Here is a 15,976-nt window from a genome sequence, read left to right as displayed (position 1 = left end):
TCACTTTTTCCCTGCGCTGTTATAAAAATCCACGTTTTCTGCGTAAACCATTGCACCTTGTACTTTATTAAAGATTGATTTGGATTTGGCGTAATTGGGAACATCATTACGCCACTCAAAGATGCCGATTACACTAATATTCCCCTTAAATTCACGCTCATTGACTTTTGCCTGGTCCAACAAGTCAGAAATTGCAAAACTGAAATGCATCTCTTGACCTGGTTTTAGTACCACTTCCCGATCCTCAATTGGGCGTACCGTATTGGGAAGCATATACTCCTTTAATATCGGTGGAGAATAATAGGGCTTTGAAATTAATTCTCCATCTTTTGTATATATATCAAATTGAAAAATTCCTTGATCTGGAATAGGCAACTTGAGCCTCAGATTCTCTGAACTCCTTTTATTTTTGACTTTGAATAGCAGAGAAGAGACTTGATTTTTTTGATTTTTAATCAAGGAAAGATCCAACTGAATCCCACTCTCAAGGTCAACAACGCTAAGTTGTTCATGATCTTCCTGCCTACGCTCTGCTGAATGTGCAAAGCCACTCAACATAAAAAAGCCTATTGCTATCAGCATTAAGTATCTCAAAAACATAGCAGTTCTTTCGTTTTTACTTGGTACGTATGCATTGATGACAGAGTGCTCAACTGCGTTGAATCATGCATGGGCATGCATCATCGAGTGAACCTGTTTCAAGATTAGCATCTCTTGCTACCCTCTGGAATTTTTCATTCCTTGGGCTGTGGCATAGGCATCAAAGTCAAGAATTTCTAGATCACCTGCAGCAATTGCAGCAAAGCAGTGCTGGCTTGCTCAAGGCGCAGGAATTGCGCAAGCTTGAGAATGTGTGGGAAGCCAGGGGAAGAAAAGGGGGAACAACGCTGAAAAGCGTACAGATAAAAAAATAGCCCGCTAGTGGCGGGCTAAAATCCAAACCTTAGGAGGTGTTGGAGGAGACAGGTGTAACTATATCGCAGCGCACCAAATTCACCAACTGAATTTTTTGCATATCAAACATTCACAAATCGAATATCCGCTGACATTCAGTACTCAACAGCGTCAACATAATAAAAAGACTTTTCATTTCCACAAAGAAATTATGCTGCCAATTTGTCCGATTTACACAGAAATCACTGATAACCGAGTTTAAATGGCGATATCTTAATGGTCTCAGCGGATTCGAAAAAAGAGAAAAAAAAAGCCCGCGAGCGAGACGCTTGCGGGCTAAATCCAAACCTTAGGAGGTGTTGGAGGAGACAGGTGTAACTATATGGCAGTGCAGCATAACTGTCTGCTTTATTATTCGTATACCCGTCATCACCCAAGTCCATAACACGAACTGCACCGGGTTCCTGCCTGCTATTGCATCTAGGCATGTAGGTCGACAGAGAATCTGGTATCGTAGACCCCATATCAAATCAGCCACCCCCATTATCTGCTGACCGAATGACTGGCAACATGCAGACCGGTCAGACCGTGCATTTTCACAAAGCCTGGGTGCGCTGCGAGGGAGACAACATGAAACTGATCGATCCTATACTGCAATTTCAATCAGAGATACAAGAAATACGGCGCGACATCCATGCGCATCCGGAACTCTGCTACGAAGAACACCGGACTGCTGAAGTCGTGGCGAACCAGCTCACGCAATGGGGCATACCGGTAGTCCGCGGGCTGGGTAAAACCGGCGTGCTGGGCATCATCCGCAATGGTGACAGCCCGCGTGCGATTGGCCTGCGTGCCGACATGGATGCCTTGCCTATGCAAGAGCTGAATACCTTTGCCCATACCTCACGCCATGCAGGGAAAATGCATGCCTGCGGCCATGACGGTCATACCGCGATGTTATTGGGTGCGGCCAAATATCTGGCGCAGCATCGCGACTTTGACGGCACCGTGTATCTGATTTTCCAGCCAGCGGAAGAAGGCGGTGGCGGTGCGCGCGCCATGATGCAGGATGGCTTGTTCGAGCAATATCCTATGGAGGCGGTGTTCGGCATGCATAACTGGCCCGGCATTGCGAGTGGCCATTTCGCCGTCACGCCTGGGCCTATGATGGCTTCCTCCAATGAATTTTATGTGACGGTACGCGGCAAAGGTGCACATGCAGCGCAACCGCATAAGGGCATAGACCCGATCATGACAGCGATACAGATTGCGCAAAGCTGGCAAACCATCGTCAGCCGCAATGCCAGTCCGCTGGAATCGGCGGTGTTGTCGGTGACGCAGATTCACTCCGGCAGCGCGACTAATGTGATACCGGATGAAGCGACGCTGATCGGTACCGTGCGCGCCTTCAGCACTGAGATGATCGATCTGATCGAACGACGCATGCAGACCATCGCTCAACATACGGCCGCCGCCTTTGACGCAGAAGTCGAGTTCAGTTTTAAGCGCAATTATCCACCGTTGATTAACCACGCAGCGGAAACGGCATTTGCTACCGAGGTGATGCGCGCTGTGGTGGGTGCAGATAAAGTCGATGCCCATACTGAACCCACCATGGGTGCAGAGGATTTTGCATTTATGCTGCAAGCCAAACCTGGTTGCTATGTCTTCCTCGGGAATGGCGAAGGATCACACCGCGATGCCGGTCATGGCTTAGGCCCATGCAATCTGCATAATCCGAGCTACGACTTTAATGATGAATTGCTTCCTGTCGGCGCGACCTATTGGGTCAGACTGGCAGAGAACTACTTGAAAAAAACCGCCTGAACCCTCATATCCACCCTCTGAATTCAACTAGAAAGCGCAATAACATGGCAGACGAAAAAGAATCTAACGAAGCGCAACGCAGCAGCTTCCTCGAAGAAAAAGCCTTCCAGTCCCGCACCGTGCTGGTGTTTGGCACCATCAACGATAAACTGGCGGCAGAAGTCAGCAAACGCCTGATCGCACTGGCAGCAGAATCCAAAGATCCTATCACCATGTTAGTGTCTTCCCCGGGTGGTCATGTGGAATCCGGCGATGTGATCCATGATATGGTGAAATTCATCGATGTACCGGTGAATATGGTCGGCACAGGCTGGGTCGGCAGCGCCGCGGTCAGCGTGTTCCTGTCGGTACCAAAAGAACGCCGCGTCTGCTTGCCAAATACCCGCTTCCTGATACACCAGCCTAGTGGTGGTTGCGGTGGTCAGGCCACTGATATCGCGATACAGGCACGTGAAATCGTCAAAGTACGCGAACGCATTTCCGCACTGATCGCACGTGAATCTGGCCAGTCTTTGGAACGCGTCACCAATGATATCGACCGCGATTACTGGATGAGCGCTGAAGAGGCCAAAGAATACGGTCTGATTTCGCGCACTATCGTGCGTCAGGGCGAACTGAACTAAGCGAGCCTCCATACGAGACTCCATAAAAAAATGGCAGAGTTAACTCTGCCATTTTTTTTTGTTTTCTTAAACTGCGGGATCAGAATTCTTCCCAGCCATCCTCATCCTGTTTGGCCGATGCAGTTGCCCCTTGTGTGGCTTGTGCTGGCTTACGTGCCGGTGCTGCCGGACGCGGTAAAGACTTGGTCTGTGCTGGTTTAGCGCTTGGCTTAGAAGCTGACTTGAATGCTGGCTTGGCAGCTGCGGCTACAGGACGGCTGGCTGCCGGTGCGCTGTAAGCATCCAGTTTAAACACACTCACGACGGCACTCAGACGATTGGTTTGTTCACTGAGTTCGGCGGCAGATGCAGCCGCTTCCTCAACCAGTGCTGCGTTTTGCTGGGTCATGGTATCCATGTTCGATACCGCATCATTGATCTGCGCGATACCGGCGCTTTGCTCCAGACCTGCTGCGGTAATTTCGCTGATGATGTCACTGACCCGCTTCACACTGTCGACCACTTCACTCATGGTGCTGCCGGCCTGATCGACTAAACGTGTACCCTGTTCGACCTTCTCGACCGAATCATTGATCAGTTCTTTGATTTCCTTGGCGGCATTGGCGGAACGCTGTGCCAGATTACGGACTTCGGAAGCGACCACCGCAAAGCCACGACCCTGTTCACCCGCACGTGCAGCTTCAACAGCGGCATTCAGCGCCAGGATATTGGTCTGAAACGCGATACCATCGATCACCGCAATGATGTCGACAATCTTCTTGGACGATTCATTGATCGAACCCATGGTATGCACCACCTCAGACACCACCTGGCCGCCACGCTGTGCGACTTCCGATGCGGAATGGGATAACTGATTGGCCTGACGCGCATTGTCCGCGTTGTGCTGTATGGTTGAAGTAATCTCTTCCATCGACGATGCGGTTTCTTCCAGGGAGCTGGCCTGGGATTCGGTGCGGTTAGACAAATCCATATTGCCATGGGCGATTTCGGACGCGGCATGACTGATTTCATCGGTACCATGGCGCACTTCCGTGACGACTTTTTTGAGGCTCTCATTCATTTCACGCAAGGCGTTCAGCAACAGCCCGGTTTCATCACTGCTGCGGACGTCGATCTGACTGGTCAGATCACCAGCTGCCACCGTTTGCGCCACTTGCACTGCGTAGCTGAGCGGACGCGACACAATACCGGCAATCCAGAATGCCAGCGTCAGACCAATCACGATACTGACTGCCAGCGCAATCAGTATCAGCACGCGCGAGCGCTCATAAACTGCAATACTTCCCTTATACGCAGCCATACCGCCATTGGCATTCAATTCCACTAATTTGTCGACCTGATCACGCAATTTGGCATTGCTTTTCGAGGATTCTCCACGCAAAACTGCCACGGCTTCCGCGCCATTCCCGGCAGTTGCCAGCCCCATCATTTTTTCAGAGATTGCCAGATATTCTGTCGCCAGCTTGCTGTATTCTTCATACTGCTTGCGCTCTTCCGGCTCACTGATCAGGCGGCTATATTCCTGTTCATTTTCTTTCAAGCCAGTGATCGCTTCTTTTGAGCGTTTGACGTACTTAGCGACCTCTTCCGGGTTTTCTGCAAATACCATTTGCGCCTCTTGCGCACGCAGGCGCGACAAGCGTTCTTTCACTCCCATCGCTGCTTTAACGCTGGGCATCCAGTTGGTTCCCAGATCTGTTGCCGACTGGTTCACACGCGCTAATTCGTAGATAGAAAAAAAGCCGATTAAAGCCGTCAATATCAACAGTGCGATGAAGCCTGTCAGTAACTTGGCACTGATTTTTAGATTTTTAAAAAACATCATATTTAACTCCACATAAAATACTGAACCGCTCCTGTTTCATCCAGGATGCGGCATGGCTATATCTATCGGTTGAGCGCCACAGTTGAAAACTGGCGCTCAGTCGGGTCCAGCCTGAATACGCTGACTACCTTGCTTAAATTGGCGGCCTGCTCTTGCAAAGAACTGGCCGCTGCTGCAGCCTGTTCGACCAGCGCTGCATTTTCCTGCGTCATCTGATCAATATGCACCACAGCTGTGTTGACCTGCTCTATGCCTGCACTCTGTTCGCTGCTGGCTGCGGTAATTTCACTGATGATGTCGCTCACGCGCCGCACGCTTTCGACCACTTCCTGCATGGTTTTACCGGCATCACTGACCAAGCGGTTGCCTTGCTCTACCTGCTCAACAGAACTGGTAATGAGCGTCTTGATCTGGCGCGCGGCATCGGCTGAGCGTTGCGCCAGACTGCGCACCTCAGAAGCAACCACAGCAAAACCGCGTCCCTGCTCACCCGCACGGGCAGCCTCGACAGCTGCATTGAGTGCCAGAATATTGGTCTGGAAAGCGATCCCATCTATCACAGAAATGATGTCCACGATCTGTCTGGATGAGGTATTGATGGAATCCATAGTAGTGACCACATCGGACACCACTTTGCCACCACGCTGCGCAACTTCACTGGCGGAATGCGCAAGCTGACTGGCCTGGCGTGCATTGTCGTGATTGTGTTTGACGGTAGAGGTCAGTTCTTCCATCGAAGAAGCCGTTTCTTCCAGCGACCCGGCCTGACTTTCAGTACGCGAGGATAAATCCATATTGCCTGCAGCGATCTCTGACGAAGCAATAGCGATAGTGTCGGTGCCCGCCCTGACCTGACCCACCACCGACAACAGACTGGCATTCATTTCCTTCAACGCCTGCAGCAACTGACCGGTCTCGTCTTTGGTATGGCTTTCTATGCGACTGGTCAGATCACCCGAAGCGACAGTTTTCGCGAGCTTTACCGCATGTTGTAAAGGTGTAGAGACTATCCTGGCTATCCAGTAAGCCAGCGTCATGCCTATCGCCACGTTCAGCGCCAGTACCGCCAAGATCCAGTTACGTGATGATTGGTAGATACGCGCACTGTCATCGTAAGAAGCCCGCCCTCCTTCTACATTCAGTTTGACCATCTTATCAGCCAAGGCGAGGATGTCTGCATTCAGAGTCGACGAGGTGCCCCTTAACTCAGCGAGCGCACTGTCTTTGTCGTTTTGCCGGGACAGGTCGATGATCTTGCCGTTTTCTACCAGGTAGAGGCTCCACTTTTGCTTAAACTCCTGAAGCAGCTTCCGGTCGGCATCGACGGTAATCAGTTTTTCATATGCTGCTTCATACTGATGCAACTCAGCCACATAATCATCAAACCGCTTCTTATACTTTTCTATGGATTTGTTATCACCACTCGATAACACGATCTGCATTTCCTGAGTTCTCAGGCGCGACATACGTTCCTTTATGCCCATTGCCGCGTTCACGCTGGGCATCCAGTTACCACCCAGATCAACCGTAGTCTGATTCACTGCAGACAGCTGATAAATTGAAAAAACGCCGAGCACACCTGTCAGCAGCAATAGAGAAAAAAAACCGATATACAGCTTGGACGCAATGCGCAAATCGTAAAACAACTTCATGGTGTTCCCCAAAAAAGTAAGGCCATCAAGATTGCTTAAAACGGATAAATCAGGAATTTTTCAGACTGAGCGATGACATGCCCAAACATATAACACATAACACCTAACAGGCCGCAATCTCCTTTAGCTTAGATGCTGCAAAGTGAAAATACAAAAAGGAAAGCAAAGCTGGTTTGACTTTCCTTGTACTTATCATCCGGCTGCACAGACCAAGTGCAGCCGGATCAGGACTCAACTATTACTGCAAGGTAGTAATAACTTTGACAGTGGAATCGACAGCAGACTTATCAATGTAACCGATGCCAGTCGGATTCGCTGCAACTGCTTTTTTCACCTCAGCGTTCGAGCTGTACTCTTTCGGTGCGGCGGCTTTACCTGTAAACACCAGCTTGGACCAGATACCCTTCACTTCAGCCAGATCTTTATCGCAGACTTTTTTATAAAATTCGGCGCGGATAGCTGAACTTTCGGATTGATCAACCGGTGTGAACATGGCCGATTTACCCAGGAAAAACTGGGATGCCTGGGTCGCTGTCATCGAGGTCGCTGGATTCGCAGGATTCACAATCACCACGATTTCGCCAGCCTGTACCAGACCTGCAGCTACCATCAGAGCTAAAGCAGCAGTCGCTTTATTCAAGATAAATTTCATCATTGCCTCCTCAGAATACGAAGTCGATGCCTGCTGCAATCACATTCACCGGCCCCTTAAAGCCTGGTGTAGGATTAACAAAGGTACCGGCGCCATCTTTAGGAGTCAGACGGTCGTACTGCACTTTCAAAGCCGCAGCCTTATGGAAATCCCAGCGCAGACCGATGCTGTTACTGGATTGCACCGCTGTCAGGGAAGCAAAGTTATTTGCACCCGCTGTCAATCCCGCCAGAGGACCTGTCGTTGGCAGACCTGCCATCGTGCGAGGGGTATCCTGCTTCACTTCAGAATGGACAAAGTAAGGCGTGAACGCACCATAGCGATAGCCCAGCAGGGTGTACCAGGATGTGGTATCCGGCAGACTGCGGCTTTCCGATTTACGGACGCCGTACTCAGACTGGACGATGATGTTTTTCCAGTTCACACCCAGACCCAGCGAAGTGAACGAGGCCTTGTTATCTTTCAGGCGCAGATCGTTCGCAGCAGAAGTGAAACCGAATTTTTCCAGACCACCCAGCACTGCATTCAGTGAAGCAGAATCGTCCACACTGAACTTAGTCGTGATATGGCCGAAACGCACAGTAAATGGGCCGTTTTCCAGTACCAGATTGATACCCGCTACCTGACTGAATTTCGCAGTGTAGCTATTGCCAGTGCCTTTTGATTCAGATTTACCCAAAGCGAACTGGCTGGTCAGGGTGGTATCGCCAAAATCTGTCTGGTAAATCGCATCCACGCCATCTACTGTTTGCAGATTGACCTGGCTGTACATTTCAACCGGCGGACGCAGGAAGGTATTGGAGTAACCGACATTCAGGTAGTCAGAAATCATGTAGACCGGCAGGCCCATACGACCAACGCGGATATTCAGCTTGTCAGAAGCCTTAAATTTGGCAAATGCCCAGGTCAGTTCTGCACCGTATTCGTCGGTGATATGCTTGCTGACCAGACCTTGACCAGTCAAAGATATCCAGTCATTGGCTTTGTACGTCGCCTGCAAACCAAAGTTGGAGTCCACGCCGGTTTTTGCAGAGGATTTAACCCCGGCCAGTTGACCAAGACGTGCAAATTCAGCATCGTCAGTGTTACTACGGGTCAATGCGGCGGTGCCGAAACCACTCAGGGTGAAATTCGAATTTTCGTCTGCCCAGGCGCCAGAGGCCACTACAGACATCGCTAACATAGCGACAACAGGTTTCAACTTCATACTATCTCCTTGAAAGTGATTTCATTTTATCTTCTGAAAATATTTCCCAATAGAACTGAAACTCTAAAATATTGTTTCTTAATAGTAAGACTGAAATATGAAGCAATAATGAAAAGCCGCTTATCTTCCAAAATTTCTCTATGGAAATTACATTGATACAACAAAAGATTTCTTGATTTCAAGTTAATGGATAGCACGCAAGTTCACCAGAACATTTCACCATTTCTGACACTTTCGTGGCGAAATGCCGACAGAAGCGCACTAAAAAAAAGCGTGACTTCCCACATTTGGCGCAGTCCATGCACTGACTCACGCATGCAGCCAAAGCATGTGGGCCAGGAAGCAGAACAGCCGGGGTGGGGAAGTGAGCGTAGAAAGTTGGAAGTTGAGTGCATGACGCGAAATCGCTGCGTCATGCACTCAGGATCAGTCAGAAATTAACTCAGGATGGGACACGGCATTGTGTCTGCTGATTGTGCATGTCGCACTCCGCCAGCAAACGGCCAGCCAGATTCCAGGCCTGAATAATCCAGCGTTGTCCCTTGCGTTCCATCAGCATGTAACCGACATCATTGGAATTCGTGAAGAAGTCCACACTGGCGCCGGCCAGCGGCGTGGCTCCCGGCTGCAAAGGCATGGGCAAAGGAAAATCCAGTGAAGAACCGCCATTACCGGACACAAACTGGGTCGGCTGCCCGGTGCTGAAAGTTAAGGCTTCGAATAAATGTACATGGCCCGCCAGCGTGGCCTGTACTTTTTCCGGGAACAGACGTACCGGATGGGTCTGCTGCATCACATCCTGCAAAGCCAGCGCACCGGGCCAGATTTTCAAATCCCCGCTCTTGCCGCGCTCCACCGCAAACGCCAGGATGGGATGGTGGTTGATGAAGAAGTTAAAGTCGGCCTGCTCAGCCAGTTGATCCACTTGCTTGAATTGCTGCATGTAGGTGGCATACACAGGATCGTCTTTGGCCAACACTTTGTACGGCACTTTAGACGAGTCGAATACGATCAGCTGCGCCTGCTGACCATCCAGACGACCCAGCGGCACCGCATACGGCGGGCTGTAATCGCCCTGACTGTCATTCACAGCCAGATTGCAATCGCGCCCAGCCTGCAAAGGGCGTGGATCGAGTAAGCGCCACCAGCCTTGTCCGGCGCGTACGCAAGTCTCATGATTGCCACGCACCATGACCCAGGGTGCCGTTTTCAGCAAAGCCTGAGCCGGTGCAAAGAAATCAGCCTGCCAGGTATCCCAGCCATAGCCCCAGGGACTACCCGCGCATTCAGGATTGCCTTCCGGGCAGGCGTTTTCGCGGTAATGGTAATCCCCCACATGTACCACCAGATCCGGTTGCAGGCGGGCCGCAGCTGTCACCATCTGACGGAATGCCCATTTATCGCTGTCATTACAGGACTGAAAATAATTGTCCGCAGTTTTCAAACGACAACCGGTATCGCCAATCACTAAAATTTTCTGCGCCACTGGCTTAGGCAAAGGCAGCGCCTGGCCTGCGATGCTGGCGCTTTGCACGCCAGGCTTCAGCAGCGCTTCGCAAGTCAGTACCGGAAACGCGGAGGGCTTGGAATCTTCCGGCTTGCTCGCGGTTTTACGCTGCGCGATGGTTTCAGCGCCAGCACGTAATTGCATGGCGCTCGTCTGACCATCCTGCACGATGTCGGGACAACTGGCCGCGCTGGTCACGGCACGCGCAATTGGCTGGCCCTGTTCACCCAACACTACCCAGCTACTTTGCACAGCGGCAGCGGCTTGCGTGTTGTCTACCTGAGGTGCTTGCTGCAAGCTGCTGCATGCGCTCAAGATCAACATCAGCGCGGGCGTCAGTGCTGGCAGCAGCACGCGCATTCTGTTTTTTTGCTTACTCAGTTTTTGCTGACTCAGTTTTTGCATATGCAATCCTTATTTAGCGCCGACGGCCTGATAAGCCAGCCGTTTAAAATCAAATGAAAACGGATGCCAGAAGCTCATCAGTTTCTGCGTCATGAGCACACCGGCGATCTGATGCCGCGGCGAGATCCACCAATGCGTACCCGCGATACCACCCCATTCAAATTCACCCGCTGAAGAAGGCGGATCATTCACATCCGGCTGCAGGGTAACCGCGCCGCCCAGACCGAAGCCCTTGTTCGGTACATTGCCAATGCCCGGAAAGCTGATGCCGGTCCCGGCTGGCAACTGATTCTGCATCATTAAGGCCATGCTTTCCGGCTTCAGGATCGCATCGCCACCCGGCAGGAAAGTGCGCATCAGCGCCAGCATGTCGTGCATGCTGGAGACCAGGCCACCACCACCCGACAAGCGCGCGACTGGCTGGGTGAAGGCACCCGGATACGGCGATTTATCCAGCCTGCGCAAACCACGCTGCAGGATATTTTGCGGATCGGCGCCGCTGTAATACGCAGTCAGACGGCCGAGCTGAGCTTGCGGCACATAGAAGCCGGTATCGTCCATACCGAGCGGATTAAAGATGCGCAAACGCAGGAACTGATCGAAATCCCTGCCACTGACCACTTCGACTACGCGCGATAAGACATCGGTTGCGATCGAGTATTGCCAGGCACTGCCGGGATGAAAGTTCAGCGGCAAGTCTTCCAATAAAGTGATCATCTCCGCCAGGGTCTGAAATGCGTTCAGCACCCGTCTTTCGTTATAGGCTTTGTAGAGCAGGCTGCCATGATCGAGCAAGCCATAGCCGAGGCCGGAAGTATGGTTCAGCAACTGGCGTATCGTGATCGCTGAGTGCGCCGCTTCGGTATCGTCCAGACTGCGTGCATCCGGCCGCAAGACGCGGCGCTTAGCTAACTGCGGAATATAGGGGTCGACCGGATCATCCAGTCCCAGTTTGCCATCTTCCACCAGCAGCAGGATCGCCATCGAGGTGATCAGCTTGGTATTAGAAAAAATCCGGAACAAATGATCTTCGCGTAGCGGGATGTCGTGTTCCTTGTCGGCCCACCCGGCACAATGCAGATGCACCAGATCCTGACCTTTCAGCACCGCAGTGGAGACACCCGCCAGTATCTGGCGGTCCACATACTTTTGCATCGTTGCATTTACTTGAGCAAAATCGTAAGACATAGGTTTAAGATGAGTCATGCGCTGATCTGCGCAAAACCGTCATCTTACTCCTCTACGCCATGACTATTTCGTCCCCACGCCAATTTCTGCATTCCCTGTTCAACTGCGCGGTGGCTGCTGCCAGCGCCAGCCAGCGTCTGCCTGCATTCTTGCCCAGTCCGCCTGCGCACGGCCGCACCGTCGTGATCGGTGCCGGTAAAGCGGCCGCAGCCATGGCGCTGGCGGTAGAGCAGCACTGGCAGGGACCGCTGTCCGGGCTGGTGGTGACACGTTATGGGCATGGTGCGCCATGTCAGCAGATCGAAGTCATCGAAGCCGCCCATCCGGTACCCGATGCGGCCGGACAGCAAGCCGCACAACGCATCTTGCAACAGGTGCAGGGCCTGACTGCGGAAGATCTGGTGCTGTGCCTGATTTCCGGTGGCGGTTCAGCCTTGCTGGCCTTACCGGCACCCGGCATCACGCTGCAAGAAAAACAGGCGATCAATAAAGCGCTGTTGCGCAGCGGTGCCAGCATCAGTGAAATGAATTGCGTGCGCAAACACCTGTCCGCCATCAAAGGCGGTCGCCTGGCGCTGGCGTGTGGAGCGGCGCGTGTCGTGACCTTGCTGATTTCCGACGTGCCCGGTGATGAGGCGCACGTGATTGCCAGTGGCCCCACCCTGCCCGATCCCGGCACCTGTGCTCAGGCACTGGCCATCATACAAAAATATCAGATCGCGCTGCCTGACAGCGTATTAGCAGACTGGCACAGCGGCGCGGCTGAAACCCCCAAGCCCGGCGATCCACGCTTCCACGGGCATACGCATCACATCATCAGCACGGCACAACAATCGCTGCAGGCGGCTGCAGCCAAAGCCCGTGAAGCTGGCATCGCGGCCTATATCCTGTCCGATGAAATCGAAGGCGAGGCGGCTGATATCGGTCTGATGCATGCGGCGCTGGCACGCCAGGTCGCACAGCATGGTCAGCCCTTTCAGGCGCCCTGTGTGCTGTTATCGGGCGGGGAAACCAGTGTCACAGTACGCGGCCAGGGCCGTGGTGGCCGCAATGCCCAGTTTTTGCTGAGTTTTGCACTGGCCTGTGCGGGCCATCCGCGCATCCATGCACTGGCCTGCGATACCGATGGCATCGATGGTACCGAAGACAATGCGGGTGCGTATTACGGCCCTGATACGCTGCAACGGGCGCAGGAACTGGATCTTGCTGGCCGGGCGATGTTGGAAAACAACGATGCCTATCATTTTTTTGAAGCTGTTAATGATTTGATCATTACTGGCCCGACCCGTACCAATGTCAATGATTTCAGGGCGATATTGATTGTGTGAAAGCAGGCCGCTGGCATTTATAATGCTGCCCGAATACACAATATGCAGTTTTCATGATGTTGTAGCGCATGCCACATCCCTACCCTGAAAACGCTGTTGTTGTTGAATTTCATGCCGGTTTTCCGGCTTTCTGCTGAATTTTCTGCTGACACCCTGCTGGCCGGACCCATGTCCTGGCCGGTTCAGGCATGTGGCCAGTACCAGTTTTCCTGGTTGGAAAGGATAATGTGACCTCAACCGCTGCAATCACCGGTTCCCGGCTGGAACTCGTTGACATCTGCAAAAGCTATCCCTCCGTGGTCGCCAATGACCACATTTGCCTGCGCGTGGCGCCGGGCGAAATTCATGCCGTGCTGGGCGAAAACGGTGCGGGCAAATCTACCCTGATGAAAATCATCTTCGGCGCAGTCAAACCTGATTCCGGTCAGATGCGCTGGAATGGACAAACCGTGCAAATCAGTTCGCCGCAGGCCGCACGCAAACTCGGTGTATCCATGGTGTTTCAGCATTTCTCGCTATTTGATACGCTGACCGTGACCGAAAACATCGCACTCGGACTGGAACCCGGCATCGATATGGCGCAATTGGCGGAGCAAATACGCCAGACTGGTCAGAATTATGGTCTGGAGCTGGAACCGCACCGTCATGTGCATACCCTGAGCGTGGGCGAACGGCAAAGGGTGGAAATCGTACGCGCCTTGCTGACCAAACCGCAATTGCTGATCCTGGATGAACCCACTTCCGTGCTGACCCCGCAGGCAGTACAGAAGCTGTTTGTGACCTTACGCAAGATCGCATCTGAAGGCTGCAGTATTCTGTACATCAGTCATAAACTCGATGAAATCCGCGAACTCTGCCATTCCGCAACCGTAATGCGTATGGGTAAAGTCACTGGCCATTGCGATCCGCGTCAGGAAACCGCAGCCAGTCTGTCGCGCCTGATGATAGGTGATACTGAAGTCAGCCATACCGATCACGGCCCGCAAACCACCGGTGCGGCCAAGCTGGTGGTACAGGGGCTGAGTCTGCCCAAATCCCATGCGTTTGCCACTGCACTGGACGACATTTCCTTTGCTGTCCATGCCGGTGAAATCGTCGGTATTGCCGGGGTGTCCGGCAATGGACAGCAGGAATTACTGGCCGCCTTATCGGGCGAAGACCGGCGTGCCAAAGCCGACATGATACGGCTGCAGGATAAAGCGGTAGGCAATCGCGGACCGGCGGCGCGGCGCGCCTTAAAGCAAAGCCTGGTGCCGGAAGAAAGACTGGGACGTGGCGCGGTACCTGAACTGAGCCTGACCGACAATATGCTGCTGTCGCATCAGCGCGCACCGTTCGTGCGGCACGGCATGATCCAGTTTGCCCACACCATCGATGCAGCCGCTGCGATCATTGCGCGTTTCCGCGTCAAAGCTTCCGGGCCGGCCGCGCTGGCTCGCAGTTTATCGGGTGGCAATCTGCAGAAATTTATCGTCGGGCGCGAAATCACGCGTGAACCGGAAGTGTTCATCGTGGCGCAACCGACCTGGGGTGTGGACATCGGTGCCGCGGCTCAGATACACAGTGAAATCCGCAAGCTGCGCGCCGCCGGTTGTGCGGTGCTGGTGATTTCGGAAGAACTGGATGAGTTATTCAGCTTATGCGATCGCATGCATGTGATCGCCAAAGGCCGGCTGTCTCCCTCAATTGACAGCGCAGCAGCCAGCCGCGAACAGATAGGATTATGGATGAGTGGTTTATGGAATAGTGAAGATGGTGGGAATAGCGTGAATGCGGTGCAGCCGGCACAGGAGGCTGAACGTGTTTAAACTGGAATTACGACCTGCTTCATCGCGCCTGATGGCGTATTGCTCACCGCTGCTGGCGGTGGTGCTGACCATCTTATGCGGCGCCTTGCTATTCATCGCTTTAGGAAAAAATCCTGTCACCGGTCTGCAAGTGTTTTTGCTGGAACCACTGCGTAATCTGTCGGCAATCTCGGAACTGCTGCTGAAAACCACACCGCTGGTGCTGTGTGCACTCGGTTTATCGGTCTGTTACCGCGCCAATGTGTGGAATATCGGCGCGGAAGGACAATTGATCGCTGGCGGCCTGGCCGCCGGTGCCACCGTGCTGTTTTTCGATCAGGGCAGTGGTGCCAGCCCCTGGCTGGTGTTACTTACCGCTTCACTGGCTGGCGTCGCCGGTGGTGCCTGCTGGGCCAGTATCACAGCGCTGTTACGCGACCGCTTTCATGCGAATGAAATTCTGGTGTCACTGATGCTGACTTACATCGCACAGTTATTCCTGATGTATGCGGTGAATGGCCCGCTGAAAGATCCGAATGGCATGAACTTCCCGCAATCCAAAGTCTTTTCCAGCGAATATCTGCTGCCACATCTGTTTTCCGGCAGCCGTCTGCATATCGGTTTTATCGTGATGCTGGCAGCAACGGCCGCGATGGCGGTATTCGTATATCGCAGCTTTGCCGGTTACCGCCTCACAGTGGGTGGACTGGCACCGCTGGCGGCCCGTTATGCCGGTTTTTCCAGCCGCAATGCACTCTGGACTTCACTGCTGATTTCCGGTGGTTTCGCCGGACTGGCCGGTGCGTTTGAGGTGACTGGCCCTATCGGTCAGGTACTGCCGTCGATCTCGCCGGGATATGGTTTTGCCGCGATTATCGTGGCGTTTATCGGCCGCCTCAATCCTATCGGTACCATCTTTGGCGGTCTGGTGTTATCGCTGTTTTATCTGGGCGGTGAAATGGCGCAATCGCGTCTGGGTCTGCCATCGGCCATCACCGGCTTGTTCCAGGGCATGCTGCTGTTCATGCTGCTGGCCTGTGACACGCTCATCCACTACCGTCTGCGCTGGAAAAAATAAGTC

General features: G+C 52.9%; 12 protein-coding genes. 5 read left to right on the top strand and 7 right to left on the bottom strand.

Annotated elements, in window-relative coordinates; all coding sequences use genetic code 11:
- Positions 1-582: a hypothetical protein gene (locus EYB48_RS07440; RefSeq protein WP_162019680.1), complete on the bottom strand. Its 582-nt coding sequence runs from the start codon at positions 580-582 to the stop codon at positions 1-3.
- A gap of 942 nt (positions 583-1,524) precedes the next feature.
- On the opposite strand from EYB48_RS07440, the gene EYB48_RS07435 reads away from it, so the two are divergent.
- On the top strand, positions 1,525-2,721 hold the full coding sequence (locus tag EYB48_RS07435; protein ID WP_162019678.1) for a M20 aminoacylase family protein: 1,197 nt from the start codon (positions 1,525-1,527) through the stop codon (positions 2,719-2,721).
- Positions 2,722-2,738: 17 nt separating this feature from the next.
- A complete protein-coding gene (locus EYB48_RS07430; protein WP_268895139.1) occupies positions 2,739-3,344 on the top strand; it encodes an ATP-dependent Clp protease proteolytic subunit in 606 nt (201 codons plus the stop codon).
- Between the two features lie 79 nt (positions 3,345-3,423).
- Here EYB48_RS07430 and EYB48_RS07425 read toward each other — a convergent pair whose 3' ends face one another.
- The 6 genes from EYB48_RS07425 to EYB48_RS07400 form a co-directional block, all read right to left on the bottom strand.
- Entirely contained in the window at positions 3,424-5,169 is a 1,746-nt protein-coding gene (locus tag EYB48_RS07425) for a methyl-accepting chemotaxis protein (RefSeq protein ID WP_162019675.1), read from the bottom strand.
- A 62-nt stretch (positions 5,170-5,231) separates the two neighbouring features.
- Entirely contained in the window at positions 5,232-6,821 is a 1,590-nt protein-coding gene (locus tag EYB48_RS07420) for a methyl-accepting chemotaxis protein (protein WP_162019673.1), read from the bottom strand.
- A 238-nt stretch (positions 6,822-7,059) separates the two neighbouring features.
- Positions 7,060-7,473 carry a type 2 periplasmic-binding domain-containing protein gene (locus EYB48_RS07415; protein ID WP_235934991.1) on the bottom strand — a complete coding sequence of 138 codons (414 nt, stop codon included), beginning with the start codon at positions 7,471-7,473 and terminating at the stop codon, positions 7,060-7,062.
- A gap of 10 nt (positions 7,474-7,483) precedes the next feature.
- Positions 7,484-8,680, bottom strand: coding sequence for a hypothetical protein (locus EYB48_RS07410; RefSeq protein WP_162019672.1), 1,197 nt, complete (start codon positions 8,678-8,680; stop codon positions 7,484-7,486).
- Positions 8,681-9,122: 442 nt separating this feature from the next.
- On the bottom strand, positions 9,123-10,592 hold the full coding sequence (locus EYB48_RS07405) for a metallophosphoesterase family protein (RefSeq protein WP_235934955.1): 1,470 nt from the start codon (positions 10,590-10,592) through the stop codon (positions 9,123-9,125).
- A gap of 9 nt (positions 10,593-10,601) precedes the next feature.
- The gene (locus EYB48_RS07400) at positions 10,602-11,798 is read right to left on the bottom strand and encodes a serine hydrolase domain-containing protein (protein ID WP_202927713.1); all 1,197 of its coding nucleotides are present in this window, start codon (positions 11,796-11,798) and stop codon (positions 10,602-10,604) included.
- A gap of 41 nt (positions 11,799-11,839) precedes the next feature.
- Between EYB48_RS07400 and EYB48_RS07395 the strand changes: the two genes are divergently transcribed.
- The 3 genes from EYB48_RS07395 (at position 11,840) to EYB48_RS07385 (ending at position 15,973) form a co-directional block, all read left to right on the top strand.
- Positions 11,840-13,108, top strand: a complete 1,269-nt coding sequence (locus EYB48_RS07395; protein ID WP_162019671.1) for a glycerate kinase type-2 family protein — start codon at positions 11,840-11,842, stop codon at positions 13,106-13,108.
- Positions 13,109-13,335: 227 nt separating this feature from the next.
- Positions 13,336-14,916 (top strand): ABC transporter ATP-binding protein, encoded by a 1,581-nt coding sequence (locus EYB48_RS07390; protein WP_328823296.1) that lies wholly within the window; start codon positions 13,336-13,338, stop codon positions 14,914-14,916.
- A gap of 31 nt (positions 14,917-14,947) precedes the next feature.
- Complete coding sequence (locus EYB48_RS07385) at positions 14,948-15,973, top strand: ABC transporter permease (protein WP_235934989.1); 1,026 nt, start codon at positions 14,948-14,950, stop codon at positions 15,971-15,973.
- The last annotated feature ends 3 nt before the right edge of the window (positions 15,974-15,976 follow it).

Source organism: Cognatundibacterium crateris (genome assembly GCF_010078235.1).
In the GTDB taxonomy this organism is placed as follows: Bacteria; Pseudomonadota; Gammaproteobacteria; order Burkholderiales; family Burkholderiaceae_D; genus Undibacterium; species Undibacterium crateris.
The sequence above is the reverse complement of the archived record's forward strand: the minus strand, read 5'-3'. Positions and strand labels throughout refer to the sequence as shown.

Bases quoted from the DNA above. Each gene is read 5' to 3' on its own strand.
- EYB48_RS07385 (WP_235934989.1), top strand. From the start codon at position 14,948: ATGGCGTATTGCTCACCGCTGCTGGCGGTGGTGCTGACCATCTTATGC.
- EYB48_RS07410 (WP_162019672.1), bottom strand. From the start codon at position 8,680: ATGAAGTTGAAACCTGTTGTCGCTATGTTAGCGATGTCTGTAGTGGCC.
- EYB48_RS07435 (WP_162019678.1), top strand. From the start codon at position 1,525: ATGAAACTGATCGATCCTATACTGCAATTTCAATCAGAGATACAAGAA.
- EYB48_RS07415 (WP_235934991.1), bottom strand. From the start codon at position 7,473: ATGAAATTTATCTTGAATAAAGCGACTGCTGCTTTAGCTCTGATGGTA.
- EYB48_RS07395 (WP_162019671.1), top strand. From the start codon at position 11,840: ATGACTATTTCGTCCCCACGCCAATTTCTGCATTCCCTGTTCAACTGC.
- EYB48_RS07400 (WP_202927713.1), bottom strand. From the start codon at position 11,798: ATGACTCATCTTAAACCTATGTCTTACGATTTTGCTCAAGTAAATGCA.
- EYB48_RS07405 (WP_235934955.1), bottom strand. From the start codon at position 10,592: ATGCAAAAACTGAGTCAGCAAAAACTGAGTAAGCAAAAAAACAGAATG.
- EYB48_RS07440 (WP_162019680.1), bottom strand. From the start codon at position 582: ATGCTGATAGCAATAGGCTTTTTTATGTTGAGTGGCTTTGCACATTCA.
- EYB48_RS07425 (WP_162019675.1), bottom strand. From the start codon at position 5,169: ATGATGTTTTTTAAAAATCTAAAAATCAGTGCCAAGTTACTGACAGGC.
- EYB48_RS07420 (WP_162019673.1), bottom strand. From the start codon at position 6,821: ATGAAGTTGTTTTACGATTTGCGCATTGCGTCCAAGCTGTATATCGGT.